Annotated in this window: 37 protein-coding genes and 2 pseudogenes; 20 read left to right on the top strand and 19 right to left on the bottom strand. The window is 66.6% G+C overall.

Annotated elements, in window-relative coordinates:
- Window positions 1-124: 124 nt before the first annotated feature.
- Window positions 125-448: a hypothetical protein gene (locus tag ACRXBZ_RS15505; RefSeq protein WP_433879730.1), complete on the top strand. Its 324-nt coding sequence runs from the start codon at window positions 125-127 to the stop codon at window positions 446-448.
- A gap of 330 nt (window positions 449-778) precedes the next feature.
- On the opposite strand, the gene ACRXBZ_RS15500 is transcribed toward ACRXBZ_RS15505, so the two are convergent.
- The 5 genes and pseudogenes from ACRXBZ_RS15500 to ACRXBZ_RS15480 form a co-directional block, all read right to left on the bottom strand.
- Window positions 779-1,048: a hypothetical protein gene (locus tag ACRXBZ_RS15500; RefSeq protein WP_168585375.1), complete on the bottom strand. Its 270-nt coding sequence runs from the start codon at window positions 1,046-1,048 to the stop codon at window positions 779-781.
- 175 nt (window positions 1,049-1,223) lie between these two features.
- Window positions 1,224-1,535, bottom strand: a complete 312-nt coding sequence (locus ACRXBZ_RS15495) for a hypothetical protein (protein WP_433879729.1) — start codon at window positions 1,533-1,535, stop codon at window positions 1,224-1,226.
- Between the two features lie 260 nt (window positions 1,536-1,795).
- Window positions 1,796-2,095 carry a MoaD/ThiS family protein gene (locus ACRXBZ_RS15490; protein ID WP_433879728.1) on the bottom strand — a complete coding sequence of 100 codons (300 nt, stop codon included), beginning with the start codon at window positions 2,093-2,095 and terminating at the stop codon, window positions 1,796-1,798.
- Window positions 2,092-3,207, bottom strand: a complete 1,116-nt coding sequence (locus ACRXBZ_RS15485; protein ID WP_433879727.1) for a WD40/YVTN/BNR-like repeat-containing protein — start codon at window positions 3,205-3,207, stop codon at window positions 2,092-2,094. The genes ACRXBZ_RS15490 and ACRXBZ_RS15485 overlap by 4 nt, the downstream gene beginning before the upstream one ends.
- 157 nt (window positions 3,208-3,364) lie before the next feature.
- Window positions 3,365-3,717, bottom strand: a pseudogene (locus ACRXBZ_RS15480) (hypothetical protein); the annotation flags it as partial.
- Window positions 3,718-3,746: 29 nt separating this feature from the next.
- Between ACRXBZ_RS15480 and ACRXBZ_RS15475 the strand changes: the two are divergent.
- The 3 genes and pseudogenes from ACRXBZ_RS15475 to ACRXBZ_RS15465 form a co-directional block, all read left to right on the top strand.
- Window positions 3,747-3,821: pseudogene (locus tag ACRXBZ_RS15475) on the top strand (hypothetical protein); the annotation flags it as partial.
- A gap of 233 nt (window positions 3,822-4,054) precedes the next feature.
- Window positions 4,055-4,204, top strand: a complete 150-nt coding sequence (locus tag ACRXBZ_RS15470; RefSeq protein WP_433879726.1) for a hypothetical protein — start codon at window positions 4,055-4,057, stop codon at window positions 4,202-4,204.
- Window positions 4,205-4,230: 26 nt separating this feature from the next.
- Window positions 4,231-4,935 (top strand): HAD family acid phosphatase, encoded by a 705-nt coding sequence (locus ACRXBZ_RS15465; RefSeq protein ID WP_433879725.1) that lies wholly within the window; start codon window positions 4,231-4,233, stop codon window positions 4,933-4,935.
- Window positions 4,936-5,460: 525 nt separating this feature from the next.
- Here ACRXBZ_RS15465 and ACRXBZ_RS15460 read toward each other — a convergent pair.
- From ACRXBZ_RS15460 to ACRXBZ_RS15445, 4 genes are all read right to left on the bottom strand, one after another.
- Window positions 5,461-5,817, bottom strand: coding sequence for a hypothetical protein (locus ACRXBZ_RS15460; RefSeq protein ID WP_433879724.1), 357 nt, complete (start codon window positions 5,815-5,817; stop codon window positions 5,461-5,463).
- Window positions 5,818-5,883: 66 nt separating this feature from the next.
- Complete coding sequence (locus tag ACRXBZ_RS15455) at window positions 5,884-6,120, bottom strand: DUF397 domain-containing protein (protein ID WP_190821032.1); 237 nt, start codon at window positions 6,118-6,120, stop codon at window positions 5,884-5,886.
- A 240-nt stretch (window positions 6,121-6,360) separates the two neighbouring features.
- Window positions 6,361-7,227 (bottom strand): Sco1979 family transcriptional regulator, encoded by an 867-nt coding sequence (locus ACRXBZ_RS15450; protein ID WP_433879723.1) that lies wholly within the window; start codon window positions 7,225-7,227, stop codon window positions 6,361-6,363.
- A 572-nt stretch (window positions 7,228-7,799) separates the two neighbouring features.
- Window positions 7,800-7,997: a MerR family transcriptional regulator gene (locus tag ACRXBZ_RS15445; RefSeq protein ID WP_433879722.1), complete on the bottom strand. Its 198-nt coding sequence runs from the start codon at window positions 7,995-7,997 to the stop codon at window positions 7,800-7,802.
- 127 nt (window positions 7,998-8,124) lie between these two features.
- Between ACRXBZ_RS15445 and ACRXBZ_RS15440 the strand changes: the two genes are divergently transcribed.
- The 9 genes from ACRXBZ_RS15440 (at window position 8,125) to ACRXBZ_RS15400 (ending at window position 12,632) form a co-directional block, all read left to right on the top strand.
- Window positions 8,125-8,370 (top strand): hypothetical protein, encoded by a 246-nt coding sequence (locus ACRXBZ_RS15440; RefSeq protein ID WP_433879721.1) that lies wholly within the window; start codon window positions 8,125-8,127, stop codon window positions 8,368-8,370.
- 188 nt (window positions 8,371-8,558) lie between these two features.
- Complete coding sequence (locus ACRXBZ_RS15435) at window positions 8,559-9,110, top strand: DUF3558 domain-containing protein (protein WP_433879720.1); 552 nt, start codon at window positions 8,559-8,561, stop codon at window positions 9,108-9,110.
- Window positions 9,111-9,227: 117 nt separating this feature from the next.
- Window positions 9,228-9,536 carry a hypothetical protein gene (locus tag ACRXBZ_RS15430; RefSeq protein ID WP_433879719.1) on the top strand — a complete coding sequence of 103 codons (309 nt, stop codon included), beginning with the start codon at window positions 9,228-9,230 and terminating at the stop codon, window positions 9,534-9,536.
- Between the two features lie 6 nt (window positions 9,537-9,542).
- Complete coding sequence (locus ACRXBZ_RS15425) at window positions 9,543-9,848, top strand: type VII secretion target (RefSeq protein WP_433879718.1); 306 nt, start codon at window positions 9,543-9,545, stop codon at window positions 9,846-9,848.
- Between the two features lie 18 nt (window positions 9,849-9,866).
- Window positions 9,867-10,226 carry a hypothetical protein gene (locus tag ACRXBZ_RS15420; protein WP_433879717.1) on the top strand — a complete coding sequence of 120 codons (360 nt, stop codon included), beginning with the start codon at window positions 9,867-9,869 and terminating at the stop codon, window positions 10,224-10,226.
- A gap of 82 nt (window positions 10,227-10,308) precedes the next feature.
- Window positions 10,309-10,602, top strand: a complete 294-nt coding sequence (locus ACRXBZ_RS15415) for a hypothetical protein (protein WP_433879716.1) — start codon at window positions 10,309-10,311, stop codon at window positions 10,600-10,602.
- Complete coding sequence (locus ACRXBZ_RS15410) at window positions 10,599-11,039, top strand: hypothetical protein (protein WP_433879715.1); 441 nt, start codon at window positions 10,599-10,601, stop codon at window positions 11,037-11,039. The genes ACRXBZ_RS15415 and ACRXBZ_RS15410 overlap by 4 nt, the downstream gene beginning before the upstream one ends.
- 362 nt (window positions 11,040-11,401) lie before the next feature.
- Entirely contained in the window at window positions 11,402-12,145 is a 744-nt protein-coding gene (locus tag ACRXBZ_RS15405) for a hypothetical protein (RefSeq protein ID WP_433879714.1), read from the top strand.
- Entirely contained in the window at window positions 12,138-12,632 is a 495-nt protein-coding gene (locus tag ACRXBZ_RS15400) for a type II toxin-antitoxin system VapC family toxin (protein ID WP_433879713.1), read from the top strand. The genes ACRXBZ_RS15405 and ACRXBZ_RS15400 overlap by 8 nt, the downstream gene beginning before the upstream one ends.
- A 339-nt stretch (window positions 12,633-12,971) precedes the next feature.
- On the opposite strand, the gene ACRXBZ_RS15395 is transcribed toward ACRXBZ_RS15400, so the two are convergent.
- Genes ACRXBZ_RS15395 through ACRXBZ_RS15385 form a run of 3 tightly spaced genes read right to left on the bottom strand, consistent with a single transcriptional unit; the run spans window position 12,972 to window position 13,991 of the window.
- Window positions 12,972-13,385, bottom strand: a complete 414-nt coding sequence (locus ACRXBZ_RS15395; protein WP_433879712.1) for a hypothetical protein — start codon at window positions 13,383-13,385, stop codon at window positions 12,972-12,974.
- 53 nt (window positions 13,386-13,438) lie between these two features.
- Window positions 13,439-13,705 (bottom strand): hypothetical protein, encoded by a 267-nt coding sequence (locus ACRXBZ_RS15390; RefSeq protein ID WP_433879711.1) that lies wholly within the window; start codon window positions 13,703-13,705, stop codon window positions 13,439-13,441.
- A gap of 1 nt (window position 13,706) precedes the next feature.
- Window positions 13,707-13,991 carry a hypothetical protein gene (locus tag ACRXBZ_RS15385; protein WP_433879710.1) on the bottom strand — a complete coding sequence of 95 codons (285 nt, stop codon included), beginning with the start codon at window positions 13,989-13,991 and terminating at the stop codon, window positions 13,707-13,709.
- Here ACRXBZ_RS15385 and ACRXBZ_RS15380 point away from each other — a divergent pair.
- Complete coding sequence (locus tag ACRXBZ_RS15380) at window positions 13,990-14,352, top strand: hypothetical protein (RefSeq protein WP_433879709.1); 363 nt, start codon at window positions 13,990-13,992, stop codon at window positions 14,350-14,352. The two genes, ACRXBZ_RS15385 and ACRXBZ_RS15380, sit on opposite strands and share 2 nt — an antisense overlap.
- A gap of 77 nt (window positions 14,353-14,429) precedes the next feature.
- A complete protein-coding gene (locus tag ACRXBZ_RS15375; RefSeq protein ID WP_433879708.1) occupies window positions 14,430-15,971 on the top strand; it encodes an IS1380 family transposase in 1,542 nt (513 codons plus the stop codon).
- Window positions 15,972-16,199: 228 nt separating this feature from the next.
- On the opposite strand, the gene ACRXBZ_RS15370 is transcribed toward ACRXBZ_RS15375, so the two are convergent.
- Window positions 16,200-16,682, bottom strand: a complete 483-nt coding sequence (locus ACRXBZ_RS15370) for a hypothetical protein (RefSeq protein WP_433879707.1) — start codon at window positions 16,680-16,682, stop codon at window positions 16,200-16,202.
- Window positions 16,683-16,700: 18 nt separating this feature from the next.
- Window positions 16,701-17,195: a hypothetical protein gene (locus ACRXBZ_RS15365; protein ID WP_433879706.1), complete on the bottom strand. Its 495-nt coding sequence runs from the start codon at window positions 17,193-17,195 to the stop codon at window positions 16,701-16,703.
- A gap of 517 nt (window positions 17,196-17,712) precedes the next feature.
- Here ACRXBZ_RS15365 and ACRXBZ_RS15360 point away from each other — a divergent pair.
- A complete protein-coding gene (locus tag ACRXBZ_RS15360) occupies window positions 17,713-18,516 on the top strand; it encodes an exodeoxyribonuclease III (protein WP_433879705.1) in 804 nt (267 codons plus the stop codon).
- A gap of 293 nt (window positions 18,517-18,809) precedes the next feature.
- Here the strand turns inward: ACRXBZ_RS15360 and ACRXBZ_RS15355 are convergent, their stop codons facing one another.
- Entirely contained in the window at window positions 18,810-19,136 is a 327-nt protein-coding gene (locus ACRXBZ_RS15355; RefSeq protein WP_433879704.1) for a hypothetical protein, read from the bottom strand.
- A gap of 57 nt (window positions 19,137-19,193) precedes the next feature.
- Here ACRXBZ_RS15355 and ACRXBZ_RS15350 point away from each other — a divergent pair, with 57 nt between their 5' ends.
- Entirely contained in the window at window positions 19,194-20,393 is a 1,200-nt protein-coding gene (locus ACRXBZ_RS15350; protein ID WP_433879703.1) for an IS630 family transposase, read from the top strand.
- Window positions 20,394-20,555: 162 nt separating this feature from the next.
- Here the strand turns inward: ACRXBZ_RS15350 and ACRXBZ_RS15345 are convergent, their stop codons facing one another.
- Window positions 20,556-20,684, bottom strand: coding sequence for a hypothetical protein (locus tag ACRXBZ_RS15345; RefSeq protein WP_433879702.1), 129 nt, complete (start codon window positions 20,682-20,684; stop codon window positions 20,556-20,558).
- A 174-nt stretch (window positions 20,685-20,858) separates the two neighbouring features.
- Between ACRXBZ_RS15345 and ACRXBZ_RS15340 the strand changes: the two genes are divergently transcribed.
- On the top strand, window positions 20,859-21,020 hold the full coding sequence (locus ACRXBZ_RS15340; protein ID WP_433879701.1) for an alpha/beta fold hydrolase: 162 nt from the start codon (window positions 20,859-20,861) through the stop codon (window positions 21,018-21,020).
- 14 nt (window positions 21,021-21,034) lie between these two features.
- Here ACRXBZ_RS15340 and ACRXBZ_RS15335 read toward each other — a convergent pair whose 3' ends face one another.
- Window positions 21,035-21,610 (bottom strand): dihydrofolate reductase family protein, encoded by a 576-nt coding sequence (locus tag ACRXBZ_RS15335; RefSeq protein ID WP_433879700.1) that lies wholly within the window; start codon window positions 21,608-21,610, stop codon window positions 21,035-21,037.
- Window positions 21,611-21,699: 89 nt separating this feature from the next.
- Here ACRXBZ_RS15335 and ACRXBZ_RS15330 point away from each other — a divergent pair, with 89 nt between their 5' ends.
- Together ACRXBZ_RS15330 and ACRXBZ_RS15325 are read left to right on the top strand one after the other, a co-directional pair.
- Entirely contained in the window at window positions 21,700-22,269 is a 570-nt protein-coding gene (locus ACRXBZ_RS15330; RefSeq protein ID WP_433879699.1) for a TetR/AcrR family transcriptional regulator, read from the top strand.
- Between the two features lie 323 nt (window positions 22,270-22,592).
- Window positions 22,593-23,696 (top strand): methyltransferase domain-containing protein, encoded by a 1,104-nt coding sequence (locus ACRXBZ_RS15325; protein WP_433879698.1) that lies wholly within the window; start codon window positions 22,593-22,595, stop codon window positions 23,694-23,696.
- Window positions 23,697-23,717: 21 nt separating this feature from the next.
- On the opposite strand, the gene ACRXBZ_RS15320 is transcribed toward ACRXBZ_RS15325, so the two are convergent.
- Both ACRXBZ_RS15320 and ACRXBZ_RS15315 read right to left on the bottom strand, forming a co-directional pair.
- The gene (locus ACRXBZ_RS15320; protein ID WP_433879697.1) at window positions 23,718-24,953 is read right to left on the bottom strand and encodes an NAD(P)/FAD-dependent oxidoreductase; all 1,236 of its coding nucleotides are present in this window, start codon (window positions 24,951-24,953) and stop codon (window positions 23,718-23,720) included.
- Window positions 24,954-25,126: 173 nt separating this feature from the next.
- Window positions 25,127-26,620 (bottom strand): S8 family peptidase, encoded by a 1,494-nt coding sequence (locus ACRXBZ_RS15315; RefSeq protein WP_433879696.1) that lies wholly within the window; start codon window positions 26,618-26,620, stop codon window positions 25,127-25,129.
- Window positions 26,621-26,687 lie beyond the last annotated feature (67 nt).

Here is a 26,687-nt window from a genome sequence, read left to right as displayed (position 1 = left end):
GGGGGTGTTTTGCGGACTTCGGTGAAAGGATCCACGCGTTGATCTCGGCTCCCGCCGAACTTCCCTCGGGTTTCAGCGGCGGGGCTGTCCAACCAAGTGGTATCCATCCAGATTGGAGTCTGCAGTGCGCAAGTCTGTTCGTGTTCTGTTCGCCGGGGCCGCCGCGGTCGGATTGCTCGCGATGGGAGCGTCTCCGGCGCTGGCCGCCAAGGGCAAGGAAAAGACGTCGGACGACGACTCCACCGTCACGGCTGCGGCCGAAGGTGGTAAGGGCGGCAACGGCGGCAACGGCGGCTTCGGGATCAACATGTGCCCGTCGATCGCATTGTTGGCGCCGGCGAAGGCGAACTGCGGTGCCGGCAACGGCGGCAGCGCCAACGGTGGCGACGCGGAAGCCTATGCGGAAGACGACAGCAAGGACCGGAAGTACTCCAGCGACGACGAGTGATTTTGGAGCTTCCTGGCGAAGGGAGCCGCGGGTTCCGCGTCGGTCTTCCTGCCGGGAGGCCGTCGCGCCGCGTCCGAGTTTCGAGTTGGTAGCGGGTAGGCCGCGTCCGAGAAATCCCACGGCCTGCCCGCTTTTCGAGCGTAACGCTGCCATTCCGGTGCCCCCGGCTGAAGTGGCGAAAGCACCCGCATCGGGCGACTGGCGCCGCCTGGCGAACTAGCCTCGGCCACAGTGGACGATCGGGATTGACGGATTTCTTCGGTGCACGTGAGAATGTGCCGGTCTCCTTGCGGAGGCCGGCACATTCATCTTTTGCTCAGCGGGCGACTTTCAGTCGTCGTCGTCGCTGTTCTCCTCGGCCACCGCGGTCGAGTGCCCGTCGGTGCTCCCGCCGTTCGGCGCGACCGAGCATTGGGCGGTGATCTGACCGCCGGTGAGGGAGATCGGTCGGCAGATGCTGAAACCCTGGCCGGCTTCGCCCGCGCTACCAGGCTTCTCCTTGGTGCTTTCGTCCGCGACCGCCTGGGGCAGCATGCTCGTCGCCAGCACGCCGATGCCGAGTGCGGCGGCGGTGCTGAGGATGCGAACAGAAATGATCATCGGTTTCCTTTTCGCGTCGTCGCTCCGGACACGCCGGCCAGATCGTCCACCGGTCGGCGTTCCTGGCCGGGCGAAGACCTCGTATCGGGTGGGCCCTGGGTGGATCACCGCCCGGCCGCTCCCGTTCGGGCGGGAGCGCCCGGGCTGAACCGGACCCGCGAGGTCGGCGTCAGTCCTAGTCGGACTCGGTGTCCCGGCTGTCGTCTTCCGCGTAGGCTTCCGCGTCGCCGCCGTTGGCGTTGCCGCCCTTGCCCGCGGTGCAGTTGGCCTCGGCCTTCGCGAGGACGCTGATCGCCGGGCAGATGTTCAGGCCGAACCCGCCGTTGCCGCCGTTCCCGCCGTCGCCGCCCTGGGCTGCGGCCGTGACGACGGAGTCGTCGTCCGACTCCTTGGCCTTGCCCTTCGCGGCGAGGGCCGGGGACGCACCCATCGCGAGCAGGCCCACGGCGGCGACTCCGGCGAGCAGGGCACGTGCTGAACTGCGCATGTCAGACTCCGATTTGGTTGATTTCCGGTGGCGTCAGACGGGCTCGGAATCCCGGGATCCCGGACCGGCCACGCGATTGACGCGGCAAACCTTCCACCGGGGCCGAGAATTGACACGCCAACACGCCGGAGCGCCCGCTCTACCACCCATTAGTTGAACGGGCGCGCCGAGCAGCACAATTTCGTCCAGTTTGGACAGCTCGTCGCATCCATCAGTCGAAGGATGGGACAACCAGTTCGGTTCGCGAGGGCGGGGCTCGGTCAGCCGCCCGCCATAGCACCGACGATCAGGTACGGCTCCTCGCCCGCCGCGACCTCTTCCGGAAGCGGGGCGTCCGGCGACTCGTGGGAGAGGTCCCGCTCGCAGGCGAAGAAGCGGATGAACGCCCGGCGCAGCTGGGTTTCCTGGTCGCGGATGGTGCCGCGCAGCATCGGATAGCGGGCTTCGAGCGCGTCGAGCACCGCGCGCTGCGTGGGCCGGCCGTCGAGGTCCAGCTCGATCTCGCGGTCCGCGATCTTGGCGAGCGTCCGCAGGTGGGCGGGGAGCGCGACCCTGATCATGGCAGCGTCTGCACCTCGACGGACAGCACCGCCGGCAGGTCCCGGACGATCGGCCGCCAGCTGTCCCCGGCGTCGGGCGACACGTACACCTGGCCGCCGGTGGTGCCAAAGTAGATTCCGCACTCGTCCAGCGAGTCCACCGCCATCGCGTCCCGCAGCACGTTGACGTAGCAGTGTTTCTGCGGCAGGCCCTTGGTCAGCGGCTCCCACTCGCCGCCGCCGGTCCGGCTGCGGTAGACGCGCAGCCTGCCCTCCGGCGGGTAGTGCTGCTCGTCGCTCTTGATCGGCACGACGTACACCGTGTCCGGTTCGTGGGCGTGCACGTCGATCGGGAAGCCGAAGTCGGTCGGCAGGTCGCCGCTGATCTCGTACCAGGAATCGCCGGCGTCGTCGCTGCGCATCACGTCCCAGTGCTTCTGCATGAACAGCACGTTCGGGCGTTCGCGGTGCAGCGCGATGCGGTGCACGCAGTGGCCGACGTCCGCGTCCGGGTCGGGAATGCCCTCCGAGTGCAGGCCGTGGTTGATCGGTTGCCAGCTCTTGCCGCCGTCGTCGGTCCGGAAGGCGCCCGCCGCCGAGATGGCGGTGAAGAGCCGGTTCGGGTTGTCCGGCGCGTGGATGATCGTGTGCAGGCACATCCCGCCGGCGCCCGGCTGCCAGCCGGAGGCGGAGTGGTGTTCGCGCAGCGCGCGCAGTTCCTGCCAGGTCTGGCCGCCGTCGGTGGTGCGGAACAGCGCGGCGTCCTCGACCCCGGCATACACGGTGTCCGGGTCGGTCGGCGACGGCTCGAGGTGCCAGACCCGCTCGAACTCCCAGGGGTGCGGCGTGCCGTCGTACCACTGGTGCTTGCCGGGGGTGCCGTCGTAGGAGAACTGGTTGCCGACCGGTTCCCAGGTCTGGCCGCCGTCGTCGGAGCGCTGGATCAACTGGCCGAACCAGCCAAGCGACGGCGCTGCGTACAACCGGTCGGGGTCGGCTGGCGAGGCCTTGAGGTGGTACAGCTGCCAGCCGCCGAAGAGCGGGCCACTGATGTCCCACCGCTCGCGGGCGCCGTCCGCGGTGAGGAGGAACGCGCCCTTGCGGGTGCCGACGAGAACTCGGACACGGCTCATGAGGAACCCCTGCTCAACAGTGGGACGCTTGTTCGATGTCGGTCACCGTAGGACCATGGGTCGCTCGTGTCTTCTCGATCTTGTGACTCGGCGTCCCGGCGAACCGTGCTGTCCCGGGTGAGCGGTCGGCGAGCTTAGCGCCCGTGAGTTTCCTAAGTCAATCCCTGGTTTGTTTTGATTTTCTTGGTGGCTTGGTGGCTTGGTGGCTTGGTGGCTTGGTGGCTTGGTGGTTGGCGGGACCGGGCAGCGACTCCGAGCGCAGGGCCGCGTAGCGGGCTTGATCACCTCGTTGATCAGCGCGAGGCGCTGGTCGAACGGGATGAAGGCCGACTTCATCGCGTTCACCGTGAACCACTGCAGGTCGTCGAGCGCGTAGTGGAAGTGCTCGACGAGCTCCGTGAACTCGCTGGTCATCGAGGTCTGGCTCATCAGCCGGTTGTCGGTGTTGACCGTGACCCGGAAGGTCAGCCGCCGCAGCAGCGCGATCGGGTGCTCGGCGACCGACGGAACGCTCGCTGAACATCGATCTGACCGCACGCGTGTTCCGCCTCACGCTGACGGGCGAAACGGTGCAGGCCGCCGCGTTGACCATCAGCGCGGAAGGCAAGGGCGCCAACCAGGCGGTCGCCGCCGCACGGCTCGGCGCCCGGACGGCGCTGGTGGGTCGGTGCGGACGCGCACGGCGAGACGCTGCTGGCAGCCCTGCGCGCCGACGGCGTCGACACCACGCAAACCCATCGCGACGTCGAAGCGGATACCGGCACCGCGTTGATCCGTTTCGGAGAACGGAGCGAACACGGTCGATGCGGTCGACTCCACCGGAGCGGGTGATGCTTTCGCCGCAACCGTGGCTTGCCGCCTCAGCCAGGGCGGTCTGCTTCCCCCTGCCGTGCGTCGGGCGACCCGCGTGGGAGCTTGCAGCGTGCAACACTCCGGTGCGCAAGCGTCCTATTCCGTGCTCGACCGCGTGCTGAGCGGATCCGGGCTGCCGGATTAGTCCCCGCCGCTAGGAGATTCCTCATCGTGTCCGATCGAAAGTCCTCCGCACTCCCCAGGATTGCCTCGTCCTTCGCTCTGCTCGGAGTGCTCGCCACCGGCTGCGCCGCTGCCCAGGGCGCCGAAGTCGCGAAGGCCGGCGAACCCCCGAACCTGACGGAGCTCAAGGAGTCCATCGTGGACTACCACGATTCGGGGCGGTGGGACGCCGACATCGCCCAGGCCGACCGGCGCGGCCAGGACTACCTGGCCAAGCGCCTGGAGCAAGGCGTGTCGAAACCGGCGATCGTGCTGGACATCGACGACACCAGCGTGTCCACCTACGGGTACGCGAAGGACATCAACTTCGGTTTCGACAGGGAGTCGTCCGACGAGTACGTGCTCGCGCGCGGGCCCGTCGGGATCGCCGCGACGAGAGACCTGGCGCGATTCGCGGACTCCCACGGCGTCGCGATCTTCTTCGTCACCGGCCGGAGGGAGAGCCCGCAGATGCGCGAGGCCAGCCTGCTGGACCTCGAGGAGGAGGGCTACCCCGAGCCCGACGCCCTGTACCTGCGGCCGACGGACGACCACCGGCCGTCGGTGGTGCCGTACAAGAGCGGTACCCGCGCCGAAATCGAGCGGCAGGGCTACCAGATCATCCTCAGCGTCGGCGACCAGGAGTCCGACCTGGCCGGCGGCCACGCCGAACGCGGCGTGAAGCTGCCCAACCCCATGTACAGACTCCCCTGACCTGCGCTCGGCGCCGACGCCTGCACGGGTCGGCGCCGAGTCCTGCGTGGACTCATCGGCGGCGCAGGTCGCGGACCTTGCGGGCTCGGAGTGGGTTGCCGATAGGCCCCGGTGGGCTTGGGTTCGCATCCGGTCCGGGAGGTCGGTGAGGTCGTGGTCCAGGACCAGCAAGTGCTGCAGGTACCTCAGCAGACCGGCCGCCTTCGGGTGTGGGAATCCGCTGGTCTGCTGGCGCCCGTGCGCGAGCCGGGCACCAAGTACCGGATATTCAGCCCGATCGACGTCCGCGACGTTGCGGATGGTCAAGATGCTCCGGCAGGGGCAGGTATCTGCTTCCCCAGATCCGGCAGGTGCTCGACGGGCTCCGGCAGACGGGCAGCAGCGACCTCCCGCGCCGGGGCGCCGTCACGCGGGAACTCGATCGGTTCGGGGACCCGGCTCCGGGGCATGGTCCACAGAGGACCCCAACGCCGGGGTCGGGGCGAGGTCTGGAGCGGCGGGACCTGGGCGGTCCACCGCGGTGGCTCAGGCGGAGGCGGCCAGCCAGGCTGAGCGGCCCGCGTTGGTCGGCAGCCAGCAGCCCTTGGGCTGGCCGCCGAGCTCCGGGGTCGGCTCGGACAGCGCGAGCAGTTCGGCGATCACCTCGCGCGCCGGGCCGGTGGTGCGCCACAGGACCTTGCTCGGGAAGAGCACGTCGGGCTCGTCACCGGGGATCCGCGCCGCGTCGGCGTCGTGCTCGCCGAAGAGCTGCAGGATGTCGAAAACCCCGTGATGGACGCGGATTCCCACCACGGCGACCAGGTCGCCGTTGGTGTCGCGAGGGTGCGCGAACTGGAAGTCGTGGGCTACCAGGGCTTGCAGGCCGTTGGTAATCTCGTTCATGGCGCCACCGAGTTTCGTCGTCAAGGGCTTCAACCGTGGCTCCGCGCGGAGTGTCGGCGCGGCTGGTCAGACGATCAAGTCGTCGAACTCGCCGTCCTTGGCACCGTGCAGGAATGCGGCGATCTCATCCCGGCTGTAGACCAGTGCTGGACCCTCGGGGTAACGCGAGTTTCTGACGGCGATCCCGCCGTCGACCAACGGTGCCAATTCGACGCAGTTGCCCACCGCTCCGCTGTGGCGGCTCTTTCGCCACACCGCGTTGGGAAGCTGCTGCGCGGGCATACCGTTCTGGATGTTCGTCATCCGAACCCCACCCTTCCCCGACTAACGCTGCACGATCATCTGCACGTGCAGATGATGGTGCACCAAATTAGCAGGTGCAGATGCACGGTTGAATGCACGTGCATCTCAATGAGACCTTGATCACTCTTTTGGGTTAGTTTCGTAGCCTTGACGGTGACTCGTTAGTGCACGGATATCCTGAGCCGATATTCGGGCACAAAACGCCACCGCCGGGGGATATCCGGCGGTGGCGGCTGGACGTCAGCTGCGCTTCAGGACCTGCAGCAACGTCTTGCGGGTCTCCTCCGGGGTCTGCGCGTCGACCGCGAGCCGGTGGCTGACCTTGCTATACACCTCGACCTCGTCCGGCTTGTCCAGGTACAGCGCGCCGCAGAGGTGTTCCAGGTAGACGATGTCCGGCAGCTCCGGCTCGGCGAAGCGCAGGATCGTGAACGCGCCCTCCGCGCCGGACCGGCCGAGCTCGAACGGCAGGATCTGCAGAGTCACCGCGGACATCGCCGTCGCATCGAGCAGGAACTGGATCTGCTCGCGCAGCACTTCCCGGCTGCCGATCGGCCGGTGCAGCACCGACTCGTCGATCACCGCCCACAACCGCGGCGCCTTCGGCTGCATGAACAGCTTCTGGCGCTGCATGCGCAGCCGGACGCGCCGGTCGAGCTCGTCCGCCGGGAACTCGGGGCGGCCCTGGATGGCGACCGCGCGGGCGTACTTCTCGGTCTGCAGCAGACCAGGCACGAACTGGATCTCGTAGGTCTGGATGCGGGAGGCCGATTCCTCCAGGCCGACGTAGTCCTGGAACCACGACGGCATCAGGTCGTTGAAGCGGTGCCACCAGCCCGGTTCGTTCGAACGGCGCACCAGGTCCAGAAAGGACTCATGCTCCGACTCGTCGGTCACCCCGTAGAGGTTGAGGAGGTCGGCGACGTCGCGCTCCTTGAAACCGACTCGGCCCAGTTCGAGGCGGCTGATCTTCGATCCGGAGCCGCGGATGGCGTATCCGGCGTCCTCCCGGGAGATGCCGCTCGCCTCGCGCAGTCGGCGCAGCTGGCTGCCCAGCACGAGACGGCGGGCGGTGGGGCCGCTTCCCGTGGCACTGTCCGGGGCCACGCGAAACCTCCTGTGGAATGGGCTCTACGATCCACTGTCGCGATCCAGCGGTTGAACGTTACGCGGAGGGATAGTAGTGGAATCCAGCCGCAGGTCGAGTGCCTTACCCGGATTGGCGGTATCTGCCCACCTGCAACGCTCTCGATGCTTGATCACCTAAAGCTGGTCAGCGCCGGGGAGGCAATGGGGTTGGGGAGTGGCATGACACAAACCGGAGATGGGCGTGCGGTGGGTTGCCGACGTTTCGGCGGGCTCGACGTGCTCGAGCCGGGCCTGGTGCGGGTGGCGACGTGGTGGGCGGGCGGGCCCGGCGAGCCGCTGAACGCCTTCCGGCGGGGCGGGGTGACCGGCGAGTTGATCGTCGGTACCGGTGGTTACCCTCGCTGGCGTGCTGACCGTGTCGACCGTGAACGTGTTCAAAATACACAACTGCCTCTGCGAAACACTGAGTCAGCAAAACGCGGCCTGAGCAGATCCCAGAGAGGCGTGCGTCAGCGCCCGCCCGGTCGTGTACCGGGCGGGCGCTGTGCTGTGCAGCGGGCGAACCGACAGCTGGTGAGGTGTACGTGCGCTTAGTCGTTGGCGCCGTCGCGCCGCGTGTGCTCGCGCAGCTCTCTTTTCGCCTGTTCCACGTCGAACCGTGCCTGACCACCTGCTGTGACGGTTGCGGGAATCACGCCGCGCCGAACCCAGCGCGCAACGGTTTGGCGAGTGACGCCAAGTTCACGCGCTAGCTCCGAGCTGCTCACAAGGCGCGGTTGACCAGGCATGACCCGAACCTACGAATCTCGAGCCACGTGGACCTGGGGGATGGCGTTGTTCGAGTTTGGGCCCACCAGGCCGGTCATCCGATGGCAGCCCCACGGGGGGTGCCGACACGCGTTAGCATCCCCCTGGTTGATCGACAAGCCAGGGGGAGAGGTAGCTGTGACTCAGGGCGGTTTCGAGGCGGCGCTGGAAGGTCTGCAGGCCGTCCGTGGCAAGACGCAATGGATCAACCAGCAGGTCAGTGCTGGCAAGCTTTCCTTGGACCCAGAGGTTGCGGAGAAGGCCGCCAAGCGCGCTGAAGAAGAGGTCCAGGAACTAATTAGCTGTGCTCATGCGGGATGCCAGGCAGCTTGGCCGCGTGACGGGCTTGGGTAATACCCCGATGGTCAGCAACTGGCGCAACGGTTCGCTGACAAGGCTGAACACGAAACAGCCGGGGCCCTGCCGTTGATCAAGGAGATGCAGAAGGTCTTGCAGGAACAGGCGGACGCCTTCCGCGCTGCTGCAAGGGACTATCGTGCGACCGACGACCAGATCGCCCAGGATTTTCAGCGAGGTATCCAGTGACCGCACTTTCTCGGACCCTGATCTCCGCGACCGCCGGTTTGGTGTTGATCGGCCTCGCCGGGTGCTCTGGTGGTACCGCTGGCGGCAACGGTAAGACCACCACGGAGCAGACCCCGACATCGAGTTCGGCAGGGTCGGGGTTGAAGAACTTCGACACCTGCGCGTTCTTCACGCAGGAAGATCTGAGCGTCGCTGGTGTTGAGGGCCCGGGCGAGAAGGCAGAGCAGCTGAGCTTTGAACCGGGCTGCAGCTACACGGGCGAGAAAATCCTGCTCACCCTTTACAAGAACGAGGAAGAGACCGTCAGCAAGTACGAGTCCGACGGTCACTGGGACAAGTACGAGAAATTCAGCATCAACGGTCGCAACGCTGCCCGCGCCGTTGAAGGCGGCGGGGGTGCGGTCGACGCCGGTTGCTCGATCGTCCTCGACGCGGGCGGCGGTGTCGTGCTCGTCGACGTCACCGAGGCAAAGCCCGATTCGGTCTCCGACAAGTGCGGCGAGGCCGAGAAGATCGCCCGCCAGATCGAGCCGCGGCTTCCCAAGTAAGGGCTGTCATACGGAGTGCACCCTCGGTGCTTGAGAGCGTAGAAGCGCATGAGCGGGCCCGTCTCGGTTCCTGGGGACGGGCCTGTCTCGTGCTGCTCTGAAAGCAGGGAAGGACTCATGCCGACTGGAACCACGCCCGACCCGGACTCTGCAGCGCGAAAGCGTGTGATCGATCGGCGGGCGGACTGGCGGCGTGCTCACTGGGGGCTGTACGTGCTTCCCGGAATGGCGACGTTGAATGCCGTGCTTGTACTGGTCGGCAGGTTCTCGCCGTTCCCGGTGTTTGGTGCCGTGTTGGGTGTCGCGGGGATCGTGGCGCATTACTGCGGCGGCCGGGCAACGAAGGTTCGTTCCGTGCTCGTGCTGGAACTTGGGGCGGTCGCGTTGGCTTTCGCCGGGTTCTTGTTGACATCCATCGTGGAGTGAGGGGAAATGGGATTCCACGTAGAATATCCGCTGTTACGCGACTGTGCTGCGGTGATGACCGGAGACTCCGAGTCCGCTTTCGTAGCTGTGGACTATGCGCGGGTGAGCGTCAATCTTGATTCGCAGGCGGGCGTGATCTTCGCCAATGTCGCGGACCGGCATCGCGAAGTTACGGAGGCCATTGGAGCATCGTTTTCGCATCTCACCGGGCTGTTGTCCGGGGCTGGCAGGGAGTTGCAGGCGTCCGCAGACGTGTATCAGCGAATGGACGAGGAACAAGCCGAACAACTTGACCAGAAGTATCCACAGTAGACAAGCTAGGGGGAACTTGTGTCAGTCGAGCCCGTCTTCGCGGCGGCGATGCTTTCCAATCCGGAGCCGAAGGAGCCGATCCCCAAACTTGCCGACGAAATCATGAGCATCCCGGACTACGCGTCACCGTCGCACTGGCTGTTGATCGTCATCAACGAGATTTTCGGCTTCAATCCAGCCGAAGAGGCCGCGAAGTGGTTCGCGGGTGACTGGAACGGCATGGCCAAAGCCGAAGCAGCATTCAACAACCTGGTCGAGTTCGAGCACGCCCTCGCGAAGAACATCGACGACGCAACGGCCGAGATGTTCCGGGGGCTGGGCCGGCGAGGCCGCCGATGCAGCACAGGGCTACTTCGCGCAGCTGTCGAAGGCGCTTAGCAAGCACGCTGAGGCCATCGCATCCGTCGCAACGCAGTACCACAACACCGCCTATGGCGTCTGGGCGACGTGCAAAGCCATCGTGTCAACCCTCGAAATGCTCGCCGACATCCTCATCGGAATCGCCCTGGACCTCGCCGCGACCGCGCTGCTGTCGGAGACCGGCGTCGGCTTGGTCGTGGGTGGCGCCATCGCGGGATACCTGGCCTTCAAGGCGGACAGCACGTGGTTGAAGGTCGTCGACCTGCACGGCAAGATGATCGCCGCCGTGTACGGGTTCTCCGGCACCGTCGGAGGACAGCTGTCCTCTCTCCGCGGCATGACCGAAGTGCCGTTGCCCGGAGCCGCCTATGACAACAAGAACGTGGGACCATGACGGATCCAAGCCCACTGCTCGGCTTCGCCAGGGGTGACGAGAACGCCGCCCGCCACCTGCAAGACCGGTTCCGCATCATTCAGGAACGTTCGCCCGACCCGCACATCCGTGCACTCGCGGGCAAGGTGCTCAGCGGCGCGTCCAACCCTCGGGAGGCTCTGCGAGATCCGGCCTTCGGGAAGTTCCTTGCGGCCGGCGTGCAGAAGGGCATGCAGAAGATCAAGTCGCTCAGCGACGAGGATCGCCGGAAGCTGGCCCAGCAAGGCGAGCGCGAATACCGGGAAATCGGTCTCAAGAAGGCCCCCGAGCCCGCGCAGCAAGAGTACGACCACGAGTCGTACGAACCCGACTCGTTCGGCGATCCACCCGCCGGTCGTCGTGCGCAACCAAGCAGTCTGCTCGGCGGGGACGACGGCCTCAACGTCCCAGCCTTCTAGAAAGGGGCGGATCCCCGCTGGGCGAGGGAACACGCGGGCAAGGTCCACCCCGGTCGCGGCTTCCTGAAGCGACGATCGTCGCCGCGCTTCCAGGACGGCTCCGGGCGGACGCTGTCGAACTCAGGTTCTAGTATGAGTGCTGCGTGCCCCGAATGCATGCAGCCGGTCAGTCCGATCAGGTGAAGTGCTCGGAACGGCAAACGCGCCCCGCACCCGACCGGCGAACCGGAAGGATGCGGGGGGCGCCTTGACTTAGTCCAGGGGAGTGAACCCCTTCGGCTCGAAGCGACGATCGTCTCGTAAAGGCTGACCAGCAAGCCGCGAGAAGGCATAATTTTGACCTCGGGAGGAGGGTCGACGACATGCGCCAGGACGAAATCCAGATCAACCTTCACGGCGCGCACGAGGCGATCGATCCTCGCGCGGTCGCGGAAGCGATCATGGCTGTGGACAAGATCCTCCGAGGCATCGCCAGTGACAGCCCAGCAAGCTTCAGCGTGTCCGGTCTGTCCGTGGGCAGCGCCCACATCAGCGTTCGCGGCGACCATTATCGCGTAGCCACGGTGAATGAGGGGTTAACGACGCTATCTGCTTCTGCCACGATTCCTGCTGGTTGGGGCATCGAGAGCGTCACCGGCCTTGTCGAACTGGAGCACGTGAGACTGCGGCGCGGCGTCGAAGGTGTTGGCCTGCGCATCAACGAAGCGATCACGGCGATTGACGGAGTGTTGGCCGAGCATGCGCGACAGAGCATCGCACCGCCTCCGCCTTCGCTCGGTTCGGTCCGCGGCAAGTTGTATCGCTATAACAACGATGCCAAGCGTTCGGCTGGGTTGCGTGACTACCGAACGGGCCATGTGGTGGATGTTCACTTTCCCGCTCACCTGACAGCTGAGGTTCGTTCAGCCCTCGACCATGAGGTTGAGGTGTGGGGCGAGGTGAGACGAGATGTTGAAGACCGAGTCCGGTCGATCAGCATTGCAGGCATCGAAGTCTTCGAGGAATCACGTGTCGCCGTCACGCTTGACGATGTCGCGGGCATCCTTGGGCCTGGTTGGACAGGCGGGCTGGACCCGGTGGAGTGGGTGAGGCGTCAACGTGACTAGCGAGTTGCCACGCGTGGTCGTCGACACCTGCATCATCGTTGATTTTCTTACCGGTGAAGATGAACATCGGCAACGAAATGCCCGATGGGTGCTGGAACAAGACGGCGCCCGCCACCGAGTGGTGCTGCCAGCGATCGTGCTCGCAGAGGTTCCGGGGACTGGGGTTTTCAACGGTGATCATGGCGGCCTTGAAGCCCGACGCGAGCGCGTGGAACTTGTTCAACGCTGGGTACTGGACAGTGGCTACTGGATCGCAGACCTTACGGAACGACTCGCGCGTCAAGCGGCGAAATTGACCAGCGAGCACAAGATCAAAGGACCCGACGCTACCGTCCTGGCTACAGCGTTGTCTTGGGGCTGCGCAGCCCTGTATACCCGTGATAACAACCCTTTAAAGATCAACGGGGCTGTCTCTGGGCTGAAGATCACCGAAGGTCCAGACCCGCCACAGCCCGAACCGGATCTCTTCACGTCGTCGACCGCATAGAGAACAGAAAAGGCCCCCGCACCCCTTCCGGTGGACCAAAGGGATGCAGGGGTTCGGTGTGTCAGGCGGTGCGGTGCCGCCCGACGTCGGGTTCGTCCGCCGAGTCCGGTGGGGTGTCGAGCTGAACCGAGCAGGACCCGCGCGATCGGTGCGGGTAGCCGCGGTTCGGCCCAGCGCAGCAGGGCGTAGACCGCGCCGAGCACGAACGGCACGACGAGGGTTGGTCCGGCGTCGCCGAGCGCGTCAACGAGCCAGGCCGGGGCTCCGCGCGTGGCCAGGCAGACCACGAACGTGGACCAGGCGGCGGGGACGGTGGTGCGCAGCCAGGCGCGGAGCTGGTCAGGCACGGGCGGACTCCGGTGTCTGGTCGTTGACGTTGACGTCGACGCGCACGACACCGTTGGTGAGCGCCTGGTGGACGGCGTCGGAGATCATCGCGGGCAGCTGGTCGCGGATCTCGATGAGGTGCTTGTCGATGTAGCGGATGGTGTCGACCGGGGTCAGGGAGACTCCGGGGTCGACCTTGCTCGGCCAGCCGGGGAACTGGCCGGGGTTCCGGCTGCCGGTGAGCTGCTGGAGGATGTCGCGCAGCATGTGGTCCTGTTCTGGGGTCAAATCCGGTCCTTCCTGTGCGGGTTTGCTGTCGAAGCTGGGCAGATTCCAGGGGCGGGGGTCGTCGGCGAGCGTGACGTTGGCGTGCACGCTGATGTGAAAGTGCTTGGTGTGCGGGTTGCTTCCGCTGTAGGGGTCCACGTTTACGGGTTGAACTGCGGGCGGGTGTCGAGGATCCACCCGTTGGCAATCAGTTACTTGATCCGGTTGTCTCGGCTCGCGGCGAGTTCGTCGGTGAGCCGGTCGATGTCCATGCCGACGTCCGGGTCGTGGGTGAAGTCGCGGGCGGTTACCAGCATCAGGCCGTCGGCGGCCGGGCCGACCCAGGGATTGTGATCGCTGGTGCGGTTTTGGTGGTTAGTGTCGCCGATACCGCCGTCGGATTCCTTGCTGCGTTGGGGAAATGCGGTGTTGAACTGCTGCCGCAGCGTTTCCAGTGAGCGGGCTACGCGCCAGGTCATGTCAGCTCCCGCTGTTCTGGATGAGGGTGGGCACCCAGCCGAGTAGCGCGGCCAAGACGGCAATCCACAGCGCCCAGCGCTGCGAGCGTTCGCTGTTGCGGGCGGTCTGCATCTCGGTGATGTCCCCTTCGATCTGGTCGAGGCGGTGCTCGGCGACGGCGACTCGGGGGCCGTGGGCGGCCACGTGGGCGCGCATCTCGGCGGCCAGGTCGGACAGTTCGGTGCGGATGCCGGCCAGTTCGCGTTGGACGTAGCTGAGCGCGACGTCGGCGGAGGTTTCGGGCATGGGCGTACCTGAGGGTGTGACGGGACAGGGCGGTGTGGCGATGGTGCAGGTGGATCATGCGGAAAAGGAGCGAGGGTTGAAGCTCGGGAAGGCGGTCGCGGTGGTGACGGGCGGGACCGTGGCGGCCGGAGCACTGCTCATCGGTGTGTCGCTGGCGACGGAGGGGACAGGCCCGACTGAGCGGTCGACTGTCGTCAAGCTCGACGAGCCGATCGCGCAACTCTCCGCCGTGCGGTGCCCGTCTACCGTGCTGCCCACGAGGATGGAGGGCGGGTCCACGATGGTCATACCGCTGTGTGCAGCGCCGGTGGATCCCGAGGGCATCCGGCATCTTGTTGTTCCGCCGTCCGACGGTGGCTAGCCCTGACTTTTCATGTGGGTCGGTTGTGTTGCGGCGTGCCTGAACACAGAAAGTGCTCCTGACCTGGGAGGATACGGGTGTCTGACGTCCGTATCGCAACCAAGGTGAGGAGCACTTTCGAGGTGCAGGCTACTGGGTGGTCGCGGGGTTTGGAAGTCACCGCTGATGGTGAGGGGATCGTGTCGCACGCCGGGCTTGCGCTGCTGCGCGGGTTGACCGATAAGACGGGTTTGACCGCAGGCTTGTCGAAGGCGCTGGCCGGCACCCGGTTGCTGGTGCATAACCGGGGCCGGGTGGTAGCGGATGTGGCGTGCGCGATCGCCGACGGGGCGCGGGCGATCAGCGATTTCCGGGTGATGGGTGACCAGCGGGAGCTGTTCGGGCCGGTGGCGTCGGTGCCCACCGCGTGGCGGACGTTGGAAGAGATCGCCGACGGCGGAACCCACACGGCGAAGAAGATCACCGCCGCAGTGAACACTGCCCGCCGGTATGCGTGGGACCAGATCGTGACACGCCACGGCACGCTTCCCGGGGTGCGCATCGCAGACAAGACCCTGGAGGGGGTGACCTGCGTCCGCATCGACGCGACGGTCACTGACGCGCATTCGGACAAGGAGTGGGCGGAGGCGAACTTCAAGGGGTTCGGCCATCACCCGCTGCAGGCCTACTGCGACAACACCGGGGGTGAACCGCTGGCGTGGATGCTGCGCCGCGGTTCGGCCGGCAGCAACACAGCCGAGGACCACATCGCCATCACCGATAGTGCGATTGCCGCGCTGCCACAACAGTTTCGGAGGCGGTTGATGGTCACTGTGGACGGTGCCGGCGCCAGTCACGAGCTCATCGCACATCTGGACAAGCTCGCGTCCCGGCGCGGATACCAGCTCATCTACTCGGTGGGGTGGGCGCTGACCGAGCGGGAGAAGACCGCGATCCGGCTGGTGCCCGAGCGGGCGTGGGTGCAGGCGATCGGGCCGCGCGGGCAGCTGCGTGAGCGACGCGCCGAGGACGCCTGCGACAACCCCCGGTGCACACACGCCCGCTGCTGGGTCGAGCAGGCCCACGTGGCCGAGCTGACCGGGCTGCTGCGGCAGGGACCAGGCGGCGACCAACTCTCCGCCTGGCCGGAGAAGATGCGGGTGTTCGCGCGTCGCGAACGTCCCCATCCTGGGGCGCAGCTGACCCTGTTCGAAACCCAAGACGGGTGGCGCTACACGCTGTGGGTCACCAACCGTCCCGAGACCACGAAGGGGTGGCTGGGGCAGTCGCAGTACATCGACGCCGCGCACCGGGTGCACGCCCGGGTGGAGGACTGCATCCGCACCGGCAAGGACACCGGCCTGGGCCGATTCCCCTCCCGCGACTTCGCGATCAACACCGCCTGGCTGACCACCTCCATGACCGCCGCCATCCTGCTCTCCTGGCTCAAACTCCTCGCCCTCGACGGCGCTTTGGCCAAAGCCGAGCCGAAAACGTTGCGCTACCGCATCCTGCACACCGCGGCCCGCCTCGTCCGCGGCGGCCGCCGACGACGACTCAAAATTCCCCGCACCTGGCCCTGGGCCACCCAGATCGAGAGCGCCTGGCAGCGCATCACCGCCCTGCCACAAGCACCCTAACCAGCGCCAACCCGCCCCTACGACCCAAGAAAGACCCCGGGGCCCGTGGAACCCCCGGCCACCCGGCCCGACAGCCGGGCAACCATCACGCCCAGGCCGCGAAAACCAGCCCCACCACAGCAAAACCCAACCCCCTCACCCGCTCACCGACCGCCATGAAAAGTCAGGGCTAGGCGAGGGCGAACCAGAACAGCTGGTTGCTGCGGGTCCACTTGGATTCGGTCATGTTCAGCGAGGTGGGCGGCGGGAAGGTCTGTCCGCCTTGGTAGACCGAGTAGGGCTGTTCGCCGATGAGTAGCTGCGCGCCGGTTCCGGTGGGCGTGCTCGACAGGCGGGGTGGGGTGGTCCAGCCGGTGACGAGCATGCAGATGGCGACGTACTGGCCTTCGCGTCGGACGCGCCGAGCACGTAGACCGTCCGGCCGAGGATCGACGCCGTCGGCGCCCCGCTGGTGTAGTGCACCTGGTCGGCCAGCGGCCCGAACAGCGACGGGTCTTGCAGCGGCGCGAACACGTTGCGTGCGGCGGAATCCCGCGTGCGGCCGACGACGACCAGCTGTCCACCACGTGGTGCGTGCGAGACGTATACCAGCCAGCGGAGCAGGCTCGCGATGGTCTTGCCGGACCGGATCGCACCCGACCAGATGTTCACGCGCGCCGAGGATTCCCGCAGCGACTCGATCTGACGTTCGGACAGCGGCAAGTCCGTCATCGCTGCGACACCCCCGACCTACTGCCCTGGCTGCCGCGAGCCCCCTTGCGATCCGTGAGCCCCCTCGTGAGCCCTCCCGCAAGGGGCCGAGCTGGTGACATTCGTGCTGAAAGGAGGCGGCATGTTTCGGAAGACGTCATCGAGCAGGGTTAGCAACGCCGAGGGCTTCGGCGAGGTTGCTGAGCATCGAACGGGCGGCCTCGGCCTGCCCGGATGCGTTGGTCTCGGCCAGCTTCGCCGCGGTGGCGATGTGCGCCGCAGCAGCGCCGGACGGGGCCGCTCGTCCTGCGCGGGCACGTGGTCGAGGGTGCTGGTCTCGATGCCGTTCACCGTGGTTGCGGTGAACCGGTAGCGGCCGTCTTCGAGCCGGTCGTAGATAGCTTCGACGCGGGACAGGGCGCGGGATTCCAGCGCGACGCGGCGGGCCCGGTTGTCGGCGGCCTTGGCGGCGGACGCGGCGGCGGTCTTGGAGCGGTCGAAGGTCAGACCGAGCCCGCGCGCGATGCGGCTCACGGTCGAGGGCGAGCGACCCAGGTTTTTGCGATGTCGTTGCGGGTCTTGCCCTGCTCATGCAGCTCGCGCACGCGAGCCCGGTCCGAGTCGGTGATCGGGGAGGCGGCCAATGGTCACCCCCGCCGAACAGAGTTGACGCGAACCGAATTGCGTCCGAAGTCAAGTGTCGTGAAACGGCGCCTCACGTCGCCTTGATGAAGGGCGCTCCTTCGCGTTTATGTCTCTACGTGGGCGAGGCTGTGACCAGTATATTTGCCAATTGACCGACTCAAAGCCTTTCGACTCGCCATTCGTGAATCTATTGAATAGTGATGGATAGCCTTGTCCTTGCAGGTCAAGTGGTCTATTGGCACTTAGGTGTCAATAGTCGATGTCCGATGTGGACATAGCTTGGACGCTTTTGGGTACAGTCCCCCTGGGGCTGGCTTCGGTAGGTATCCAGTAGCCTTGCGCTACTTGATCCGCCCGCTTCGGAGGCTGGTCTCTCGTCAGGGCGCCCGCCTCTTAGGATCGCGATATGTGTGGTTCTCTTACGGTGTCGACCGTGAACGTCAACGGCCTGCGCGCCGCCGCCAAGAAGGGCTTTGTGGAGTGGCTCGCCGCCACGCGAGCCGACGTGATCTGCATGCAGGAGACCCGTGCGGAGGCCGACCAGCTCACATCCGAGGTCCGGGAACCCGCCGGTTGGCACACCGTGCTGGCCCCGAGCTCGGCGAAGGGCCGCGCCGGGGTGGCGATCTACAGCCGCGCGGAGCCGGCGGCGGTGCGCATCGGCTTCGGCTCGGCGGAGTTCGACGAGAGCGGCCGGTACGCGGAGATCGACCTGCCGGGCGTCGTGGTGGCCAGCCTCTACCTGCCCAGCGGCGACGTCGGCACCCCGCGCCAGGACGAGAAGGAACGCTTCATGAAGGAGTTCCGTGCGTACCTGGGTGACCTGCAGGAACGCGCCGCGGCGGAAGGCCGCGAGGTGCTGGTGTGCGGCGACTGGAACATCGCTCACCAGCAGATCGACCTGAAGAACTGGAAGTCCAACCAGAAGGAAGCGGGCTTCCTCCCGGAGGAGCGGGCCTGGCTGACGGAGGTCTTCGAGAGCGGTTACGCGGACGTGGTCCGCCGCCTCCACCCGGAAGGCCCTGGCCCGTATTCCTGGTGGTCCTACCGGGGGAAGGCCTTCGACAACGACTCCGGATGGCGTATCGACTACCTCGTCAGTTCGCTCGGCCTGGCAAGTCGCTGCACGGATGCATACGTGGAGAAGGCTGAGAGCTATGACCAGCGCTGGTCGGACCACGCGCCGGTGACGGCGGTCTTTGACTTCTGACCCGTCTCGTTCCCGATGACGGGTACCAGTTCGACGGCACCGGACACGGAAAGGTGTAGGGCTCTCCGCGAGGATCCCGCTCGCGGCGCCCAGGCAGTACTGAATTACCTGGGCGCCGACACAAAATCGAACCCGGAACCATCGACCACTGCTGTGGTCAGTTTCGAGCTCGTCGAGCGCGCGAGTGGTCAAGCAGCGACTTGTGCACAAGCGGGAGAACCCCGGCCTAAGTGGTCCGTTTCAGAATTCCTTCGGGGGTTGACTTCAGGTCCGGTGTTGTGTGTGTCGGCCGGTCAGATGTCGGGTGCGGAGAGGTGGAGCTGGCAGGCGCAGTCGAGGGCGTTTTCGGGGGTGCCGGTGATGCCGCCGGTGGGCAGGAGGGAGTCCTCGTAGCGGTCGCTGCTGGCGTAGTAGAGGGCGAAGCCCCACCTGCTGGCGGTTCCGCCGTAGCGCAGACGCATCAGCTTGACCTGTTCGCCGTCTGCCAGCTCCGCTTCCACGTAGGCGAAGGCTCCGCGGTGGCGGACGTGCAGCCGCCTGATCTGCGGCCAGGCAGTGCGGGCGTGCTCGCCAAGACGCTGTTCGAGCGAGAGCCTGGTGGACTCCGGGGGTGTGGGCATGACAGCCATCCTGCCCGATGGGCAGCAGGGCCGGGACACGGCAGGATACGGGCTGTCATGATCCACTTCTTCTCGATTGGCCCCCATCTGATGCCCGTTGCCCTGGCCCGTCCGATAAGCCTGACCGCCGCCGAGGGCAAGCGGCTGAAGAAGATGGCCCAGGGCCACAAGACCGAGTACCGGCTGCGGCTGCGCGCGCAGATCATCCGGCATGCGGCGCGCGGACGCTGCAATGCGCGCATTGCCCGCGAGACGGGGCTGCATCTCGACACGGTCCGGACCTGGCGGAGCCGGTTCGCCGAACACGGCTTGCCTGGGCTGTCCGACCGCAAACGCACCGGCCGCCCGCCGTCGTTTACCGCGTTGCAAGTCGCCGAGACCAAAGCCCTGGCCTGCCAACTGCCCGCCGAAACCGGCACGCCGTTATCGCGCTGGTCATGTCCGGAACTGGCCCGCGAGGTAGTCGCCCGGGCCATCGCCGGATCGGTTTCCGTCTCCACCGTGCGTCGCTGGCTGGCCGACGACGCGCTCAAGCCCTGGCAGTACCGGTCGTGGATCTTCATCCGTGACCCGGACTTCCGCGCCAAGGCCGGCCGCATCATGGACCTGTACGCCCGCACCTGGGGCGAGGTCCCGCTGGGCGAGGACGAGTACGTGATCTCAGCGGACGAGAAGACCTCCATCCAGGCCCGCTGCCGCTGCCACCCCACCCTGGCCCCCGGCCAGGCCAGGGCGATGCGCGTCAACCATGAATACGACCGCGGTGGCGCCCTGGCCTACCTGGCCGCCTACGACGTCCACCAGGCCAAGGTGTTCGGCCGTACCGAACCCACCACCGGCATCGTGCCCTTCATGAACCTGGTCGCCCAGGTCATGAGCCAAGAGCCGTACGCCAGTGCCAAGCGTGTCTTCTGGATCGTCGACAACGGCTCCTCTCACCGAGGGCAGAAGGCCATCGACCGCCTGACCAAGGCTTTTCCGAACGCCGTCATGGTCCACACCCCCGTGCACGCCTCGTGGACGAACCAGATCGAGATCTTCTTCTCGATCGTCCAGCGCAAGGTCGTCTCACCCAACGACTTCACCGACCTCGACGAGATCCGGGATCGGCTTCGAGCCTTCGAAAACCGCTACAACGCCACAGCACAGCCGTTCCAGTGGAAGTTCACCACCTCCGACCTGGACGATCTGCTGGCCAGACTCGATCGGCACACCGCCGATCATCAGACAGAATCCTCCACCGCACTGGCAGCATGATCAACCCCCGAAGGACTTACGAACTCGACCACTAAGTCCAGTCCCGCAACCGACGCCAATACGTCACGCTTGAACACCCCGCGACCGAGGACGGTAGCTGTGACCAGTGGACCAGCCGTCCTCCACCAGCTGGAGGCTGCCCGGCACGTACGAGACGGCCTCCTAGGCGAGGTACACCACAGCGCTGGCGATCTCGTCGGCGTTCGCCCAGCGCTTCAACGCGGTCTTGTCCGCGTACGCGCCGTACCAGCCCTGATCGGACGTGATCTGCTCGGTCAGCGGGGTCTGCATCGTGGGGTCGTGAGCGAGTTTTCCGGTAAGAACCGGTATGGCCACTCACGAGGATATCGGTGGGGATCCGTCCCATCCGCGCTTCTACGTGCGGAATGACAGATTCGGCAGCTTCCTCCTGGTTGTTCGAGCCCGTCCGCCTCGGGGCCCTGCAGCGCGTTGATCGGAAGTTCGGTGAGCGGCTATCGCTGGGACCATCCGGAGATCTGCGCGATCGCCGAACGGCTCGTCGCGGAAATCCCCGGTGCCCGCCGCGAGGTCATACCCGACGCGGACCACTACCCGCCGCTTCGCGCCCCCGACCGCCTCGTGGACCTCCTCCAGCACCTGCCCTGACCCGCCGCGGCGGGTCAGGGCTTGGTGTACGTCAGGTGCGTCACGCCGCTGTTGAAGACGTGGGTGTCGGCGAGGTCGTACTGCTCGGGGGCGAAATCGCCGCCGAAGAGCGGGATTCCGGCGCCGGCGACCACCGGGTGCAGCTTGATGATCATTTCGTCGATCTCCGGTCGCAGCGCCGCCGCGAGCTTTCCGCCGCCGCAGAGCCAGATTCCCATGCCTTCTTCCCGTTTCAGCTCCCGGACCCATTCGACCGGGTCGGTGGCGACGAATTCCACCGTGGGGTCCGGGCTTTCGGTGATGCTGCGGGAGAACACGATGCTGCGCAGGTGCCGATAGGCGTTCGTTATCCCGTCCCGCACACCGATTTCCCAGCTGCCGCGTCCTTGCAGGACCGTGTCGAAGTGCTTGTTCGGCGCGTCGGTGAGGTCGATCAGCGGGCGGATGTGCGTCGGCATGATTTCCGGGTACTCCTTGCGGATGAAGGTGCCGTGGTCGCCTTCGTGCAGGAAGAAGTCCGGGTTGTCGTTGGCCGGGCCGGTGATGAAGCCGTCGATGGTCGATGCGACCAGGTAGGTGAGCTTTCGCATGGATGCCTCCAACAAGAACCACTTCGTGTGTCGTGCTTCAAATGTAGTACTATGTGTGGAGTGGTTGCAAGTGGGTCTTTGGAGGAGCGATGGTGCAGAACCCCGCAAGGCGAACGGCCCTGGTTGACGCGGCCATCGAGGTGCTGGCGCGCGACGGCGCGCGCGGCCTGACCTTCCGCGCCGTCGACGCGGAAGCCGGGGTGCCGAAGGGCACGGCGTCGAACTACTTCGCCAGCCGCGATGACCTGCTCAACCAGGTCGGCGCGCACATCCACCAACGACTGGCAATCGACCCGGCGCAGCACGGTTCGGTCGAGCAGGCGCCGTCGGTGGAACTGCTGACCGAGCTGATGCGCGCGCTGTTCCACCACATCTCGGACGACCGCACCGGCTGGCTCGCGCTGCTGGAACTGCGCCTTGAAGCGACCCGGCGTCCCGAGCTCCAAGCGGCGTTGACGGAAACCCTGCGAGCCAACCTGAACGCGAACATCGAGGGTCGCCGAGAATCGGGTATCCCCGGCGACGACATGACGACGGTGCTGCTCTACTACGCGATGACGGGCCTGATCGTGGAACATCTGACGGTGCCCGAAGTCCTGGAGCCGTTCAACGTGGATGACCTGATCGCCACCTTCGTCAGCCGCTCCCTGGTATCCTGACGGTCTTGGGGTTCAGGCGGTTGTGCTATTCCGGTGAGCCGTTTTGCCTAGCGTTGCTGCCAAAATGTGCCTCGAAAGAGTGATCCTGTTGCATTTTCAGGAAAATCCGCCCCACCGACGTGCTCTCATTGACGGCGCCGCAACGTTCGGTGAATTGGCCCGCGCTGCGACGAGGGCCTGATCGATTGGGAGGTCGGAATGGGCAAGCGGGACGTGGACCGCGACGGCCAGGGCGAAGCCCAACCGGAGAAGTGGGAGAACTGGGGCAATAAGGACGACGGCAACAAGCACGAAGGCGACGACGAGTAAGGCGACACGAAGAAGTGACCGCCTGGCGTGAACGGCTCGGTGTACCGCGCGATCGGTTCATCCCGCCCGAGGTGTGGGTCGATGACCCCGTCACGGGCGGGTTCGTCTCGGTGTCCAGGAAGACCGACGGGGCGCGGTGGCGAGAACTGGTCGAGGCCGACGAGCCGATCATCACGCAGGTCGACGACGGCAAGACCCGGCCCGGAGCCGTCGGGTTTCAGCCGAGCAGCTCGTGCAGCAAGCCGTCGCTCGTGGCCGACATGCTCGACGCCCTCCAGGTGGAGGACGGCCATCGGGTGCTGGAGATCGGCACGGGAACCGGCTGGAACGCGGCGAACCTCCGCGAGCGCGTGGGCGACGACGGCCAGGTGACCTCGCTCGAGGTGGATCTCGAGCTCGCCGAGCAGGCGGTCCGAGCGCTGATCGGCGCGGGGTGCGCGGTCGTGGTGGTGACCGCGGACGGGACCAAAGGCTACCCGGATCGCGCGCCGTACGACCGGCTGATCGCCACCGCTTCCGTGCGCCGAGTCCCCCGGGCTTGGATCGAGCAGGCAGTTCCCGGCGGCGTGATCGTGACGCCGTGGGGCACCGACTACTGCAACGGCACTCTTCTCCGGCTCACCGTGCCGGGGGACGGTTCGGCGTGGGGGAGATGCGGCAAGAACCTTCGGTTCATGCGGGTTCGCGACCAGCGCCGCGAATTCCTCGGCCCGTCCGACGCCGAGATATCCGGCGCCGAAAAGGGGACAACCCTCCGAAGCGCACGGGAACTCTTCGAGATGACGGAGTTCTCGCACGCAGCGTTCACCATCGGGCTTCGCGTCCCGAGCTGTTACCTCACCGTCGAGGACATCGACGCCGATCACCGGCACATCGAGCTGCACGACGTCCGTTCCGCGTCGTGGGCGCGCGTGGTCATGGCACGCGGGGCCGATTTCAAGGTCTACCAGCTCGGTCCGCGCAGGCTTTGGGACGAGGCCGACGCCGCGTACGCCCGGTGGCTCGAATCGGGTCTCCCGTCGCCTGACCGGTACGGGCTCACGATCACGGTGGACGGTACCCACGAGGTGTGGTTGGACGAACCGACCAGCGAGCACCGGTGGGCAGTCGAGCTCTGACGCCGGTCCGGCGCTCGACCGTCAGCGGGCGATCAGTTCGTTCAGTGGGGTTTCCGGGTCCGCCAGGAGGTTCGTGTCGACCGTCGTGGCCGAGGTGATCAGGGTTTTGATCTGGTCCTGCACGTCCCAGATGTTCACGTTCATGCCCGCCAGGACTCGGCCTTCGGCTAGCCAGAAGGCGATGAACTCGCGGGCTTCGACATCCCCGCGGAACACCACCTGGTCGTATCCGTCCGGGTCGACGTAGCCGAGGTACTCCATACCCAGGTCGTACTGGTCGGTGAAGAAGTAAGGCAGCTCCGAGTACTTTCCGTCGCGCCCCAGCATCGACGCCGCCGCGGTGGCCGGCTGGTTGAGCGCGTTCGCCCAGTGCTCCACCCGGATCTGCTTGCCCAGCAACGGGTTGAACGCGTTGGTCACGTCGCCGGCCGCGACGATGTTCGGGTCTCCGGTGCGCAGCGAGGCGTCGACGAGGATGCCGTTCTCCACCCGCAGCCCGGCGTCCCTGGCCAGCGCGACGTCCGGCTCCACGCCGACCGCGACCAGCACCGCCTGGGCCGGAACCTCGGCGCCGTCCTTCAGCCGCACCCCGACCGCCCGGCCGCTGTCGACCAGGATTTCGCTCACGGCGGCGCCGAAGCGGAAGTCCACGCCGTGGTCCCGGTGCAGTGCCGCGAAGACCTCGGCCACTTCGGGACCGAGCACCCGCAGCAGCGGCAGCTCGGTCGTCTCGACGACGGTCACGGCCACGCCGGCTTCGCGCGCGGCGGCGGTGACTTCGAGCCCGATCCAGCCCGCGCCGACCACCACGAGCCGTTCGATGTCGTTCAGGGTCTGCTTGATCAGGTCGGAATCCTCGACCCGGCGAAGGTACAGGACGCCGTCGGCGTCGATCCCGGGCACCGGCAGCGAACGGGGATGCGCACCGGTCGCGATCAGCAGCTTGTCGAAGTCGATCCGGCTGTTGTCGGAGAGCTCGACCTGGCGCAGCGCCCGGTCGATCCGCCGCACCGACACCCCGAGCTGCAGGTCCACCCGGTTGTCGGCGTACCAGGATTCGTCGTGCACGTAAGCGCTGGCGAAGTCGGCGTTGCCCATCAGGTACGCCTTGGACAGCGGCGGGCGCTCGTACGGGCGGTGCCGTTCGTCCCCGAGCAGTGCGATGCGCCCGTCGAACCCCAGATCGCGCAGCGCCTGCGCACCCTTGGCGCCGGCCATGCCGGCACCGACGATCACGAAGGTCTCCGAATCAGCCACGACAGCGCCTCACTCCCACCCGACAACCCTCCGGATCGTCAGCGTCCTGCCGTCAACTCGCCCAAGCAACCCCAGATCGTGCGAATTGGACGGTATGAAGGGCACCTTCGACCGGCAAAGCCGGTAAAGCCGGCCGAAGGTGCCCTTCGGTTATCACCCGTTAGTGGGAGAGGTCACTTCTGGACGGCGTCGAGGGCGTCGATGAGGCCCGCGCCGTAGAAGCCGGGGCCGCTCTTGCCGCCGGAGCAGACCGCGTCCGGCTTGCCGTCGCCGTCCGGGTCGTAGCTCGTCGGGCATGCCAGGGCGTCAGCCTGGTTGGTCAGCGCGCCGACCACCTGCTGGGCGTTCCAGTCCTGGTGCGTGCTGCGCAGCAGCGCGACCACGCCCGCGGCGTGCGGCCCGGCCATCGAGGTGCCCTGCATCCAGCCCCAGCCGCCGCCGGGCACCGTGGACAGCACCCGACCGTTCTGCGACGGCGTCTGCGGGATCTGGTTCTTGTCACCACCGGGCGCGGTCACCGTGATCGAACCCAGGCCGTAGTTGGAGTAGTAAGATTTCACGGCGTCCGAGCCCACTGCGGACACCGCGACCATACCCGGCAGCTCGCCTGGCAGGACGTGGCACTCGTGCCCGGTCTTGCGGTCCTGCGTCGGTCCGCCGTTGTTCGGGCTGTCGGTGTCGCGGATCGGCTTGGACAGGTCCCAGTTGCTGTTGCCCGCCGACACCACGTTCACGACGTCCTTGCCCTGCGCGTACGCGGCCGCGCGGCGCACCGCCTCGGCACCGGCCCGCTGGTCCGGGTCGCTGTCGCACCACAGGTACCAGGGGTCGACGAAGTAGGAGTTGTTGGTGACGTCGAAGCCGTGCTCGGCCGCCCAGATGAATCCGCAGACCGCGTACTCGGGGTAGATGAAGCCGCCGTCGTCGATGACCCGCACCGAGGCCAGCGTGACGTTCGGCGCGATACCGGAGATGCCGACGCCGTTGCGCGCGGCGGCGATGGTGCCCGCGGTGTGGGTGCCGTGGTTCTGCGTCGGGTCCTGCGGCTGCCAGGCCTCCTGCCGGGTGTCCGGCACACCCTCGTTCACGCAGCTCACCGACTTGGAGACGTCCAGGTTCGGCTTCAGGTCCGGGTGCGTCGGGTCGATGCCGTAGTCCAGCACGCCGACCGTGATGTCCTTGCTGCCCTGGGAGATCGCGCTCGCCTGGTCGGCCTTGATCTGCCGCATGTCCCACTGCTCGGGCTCCAGCGGCTCCGCGTTCGCGTTGGCCGAGAACGCGGCAGGACCGGCCTTGCCCTCCAGCGCCTCCAGCCGCAGCGACTGCGCGGGCGGGAGCTGCTCGGCGAGGTTGCGGCTGGCACCGGCCTGCTCGACGGCGGGCTGGGTGCGCACCGCGGCGGCGAATCCGGGATCCGTCGAGGTCGCGACGATCACGCCGATCTGCGGCCAGCTCTGCACGACGGTTCCGCCGACCGCGCGCACCGATTCCGCTGTCTGCTGCAGGCCGTCGCCGGTCGGGCCGAGCACGACGAAGTGCACCGGTGCGGCGGCGGCCGCGGGCGCTGGATCGGCCGCGCTGACGATGCCTGCGGGTACCAACAGCGCCAACGCGAGTGCCGAGCCGGCCATACGCGCGACTCGACCATTCCTTCTAGAGCGTGACACGTGTCCCTCCTATGGAGACATAGTGCGATTCACCCAGTGGTTTTCGTCGGATCTTGCGCCTGCTTCG

Source organism: Saccharopolyspora hattusasensis (assembly GCF_050972075.1).
In the GTDB taxonomy this organism is placed as follows: domain Bacteria; phylum Actinomycetota; class Actinomycetes; order Mycobacteriales; family Pseudonocardiaceae; genus Saccharopolyspora; species Saccharopolyspora hattusasensis.
Note: the sequence above shows the minus strand (reverse complement) of the source record. Positions and strands in the feature narration are given on the sequence as shown.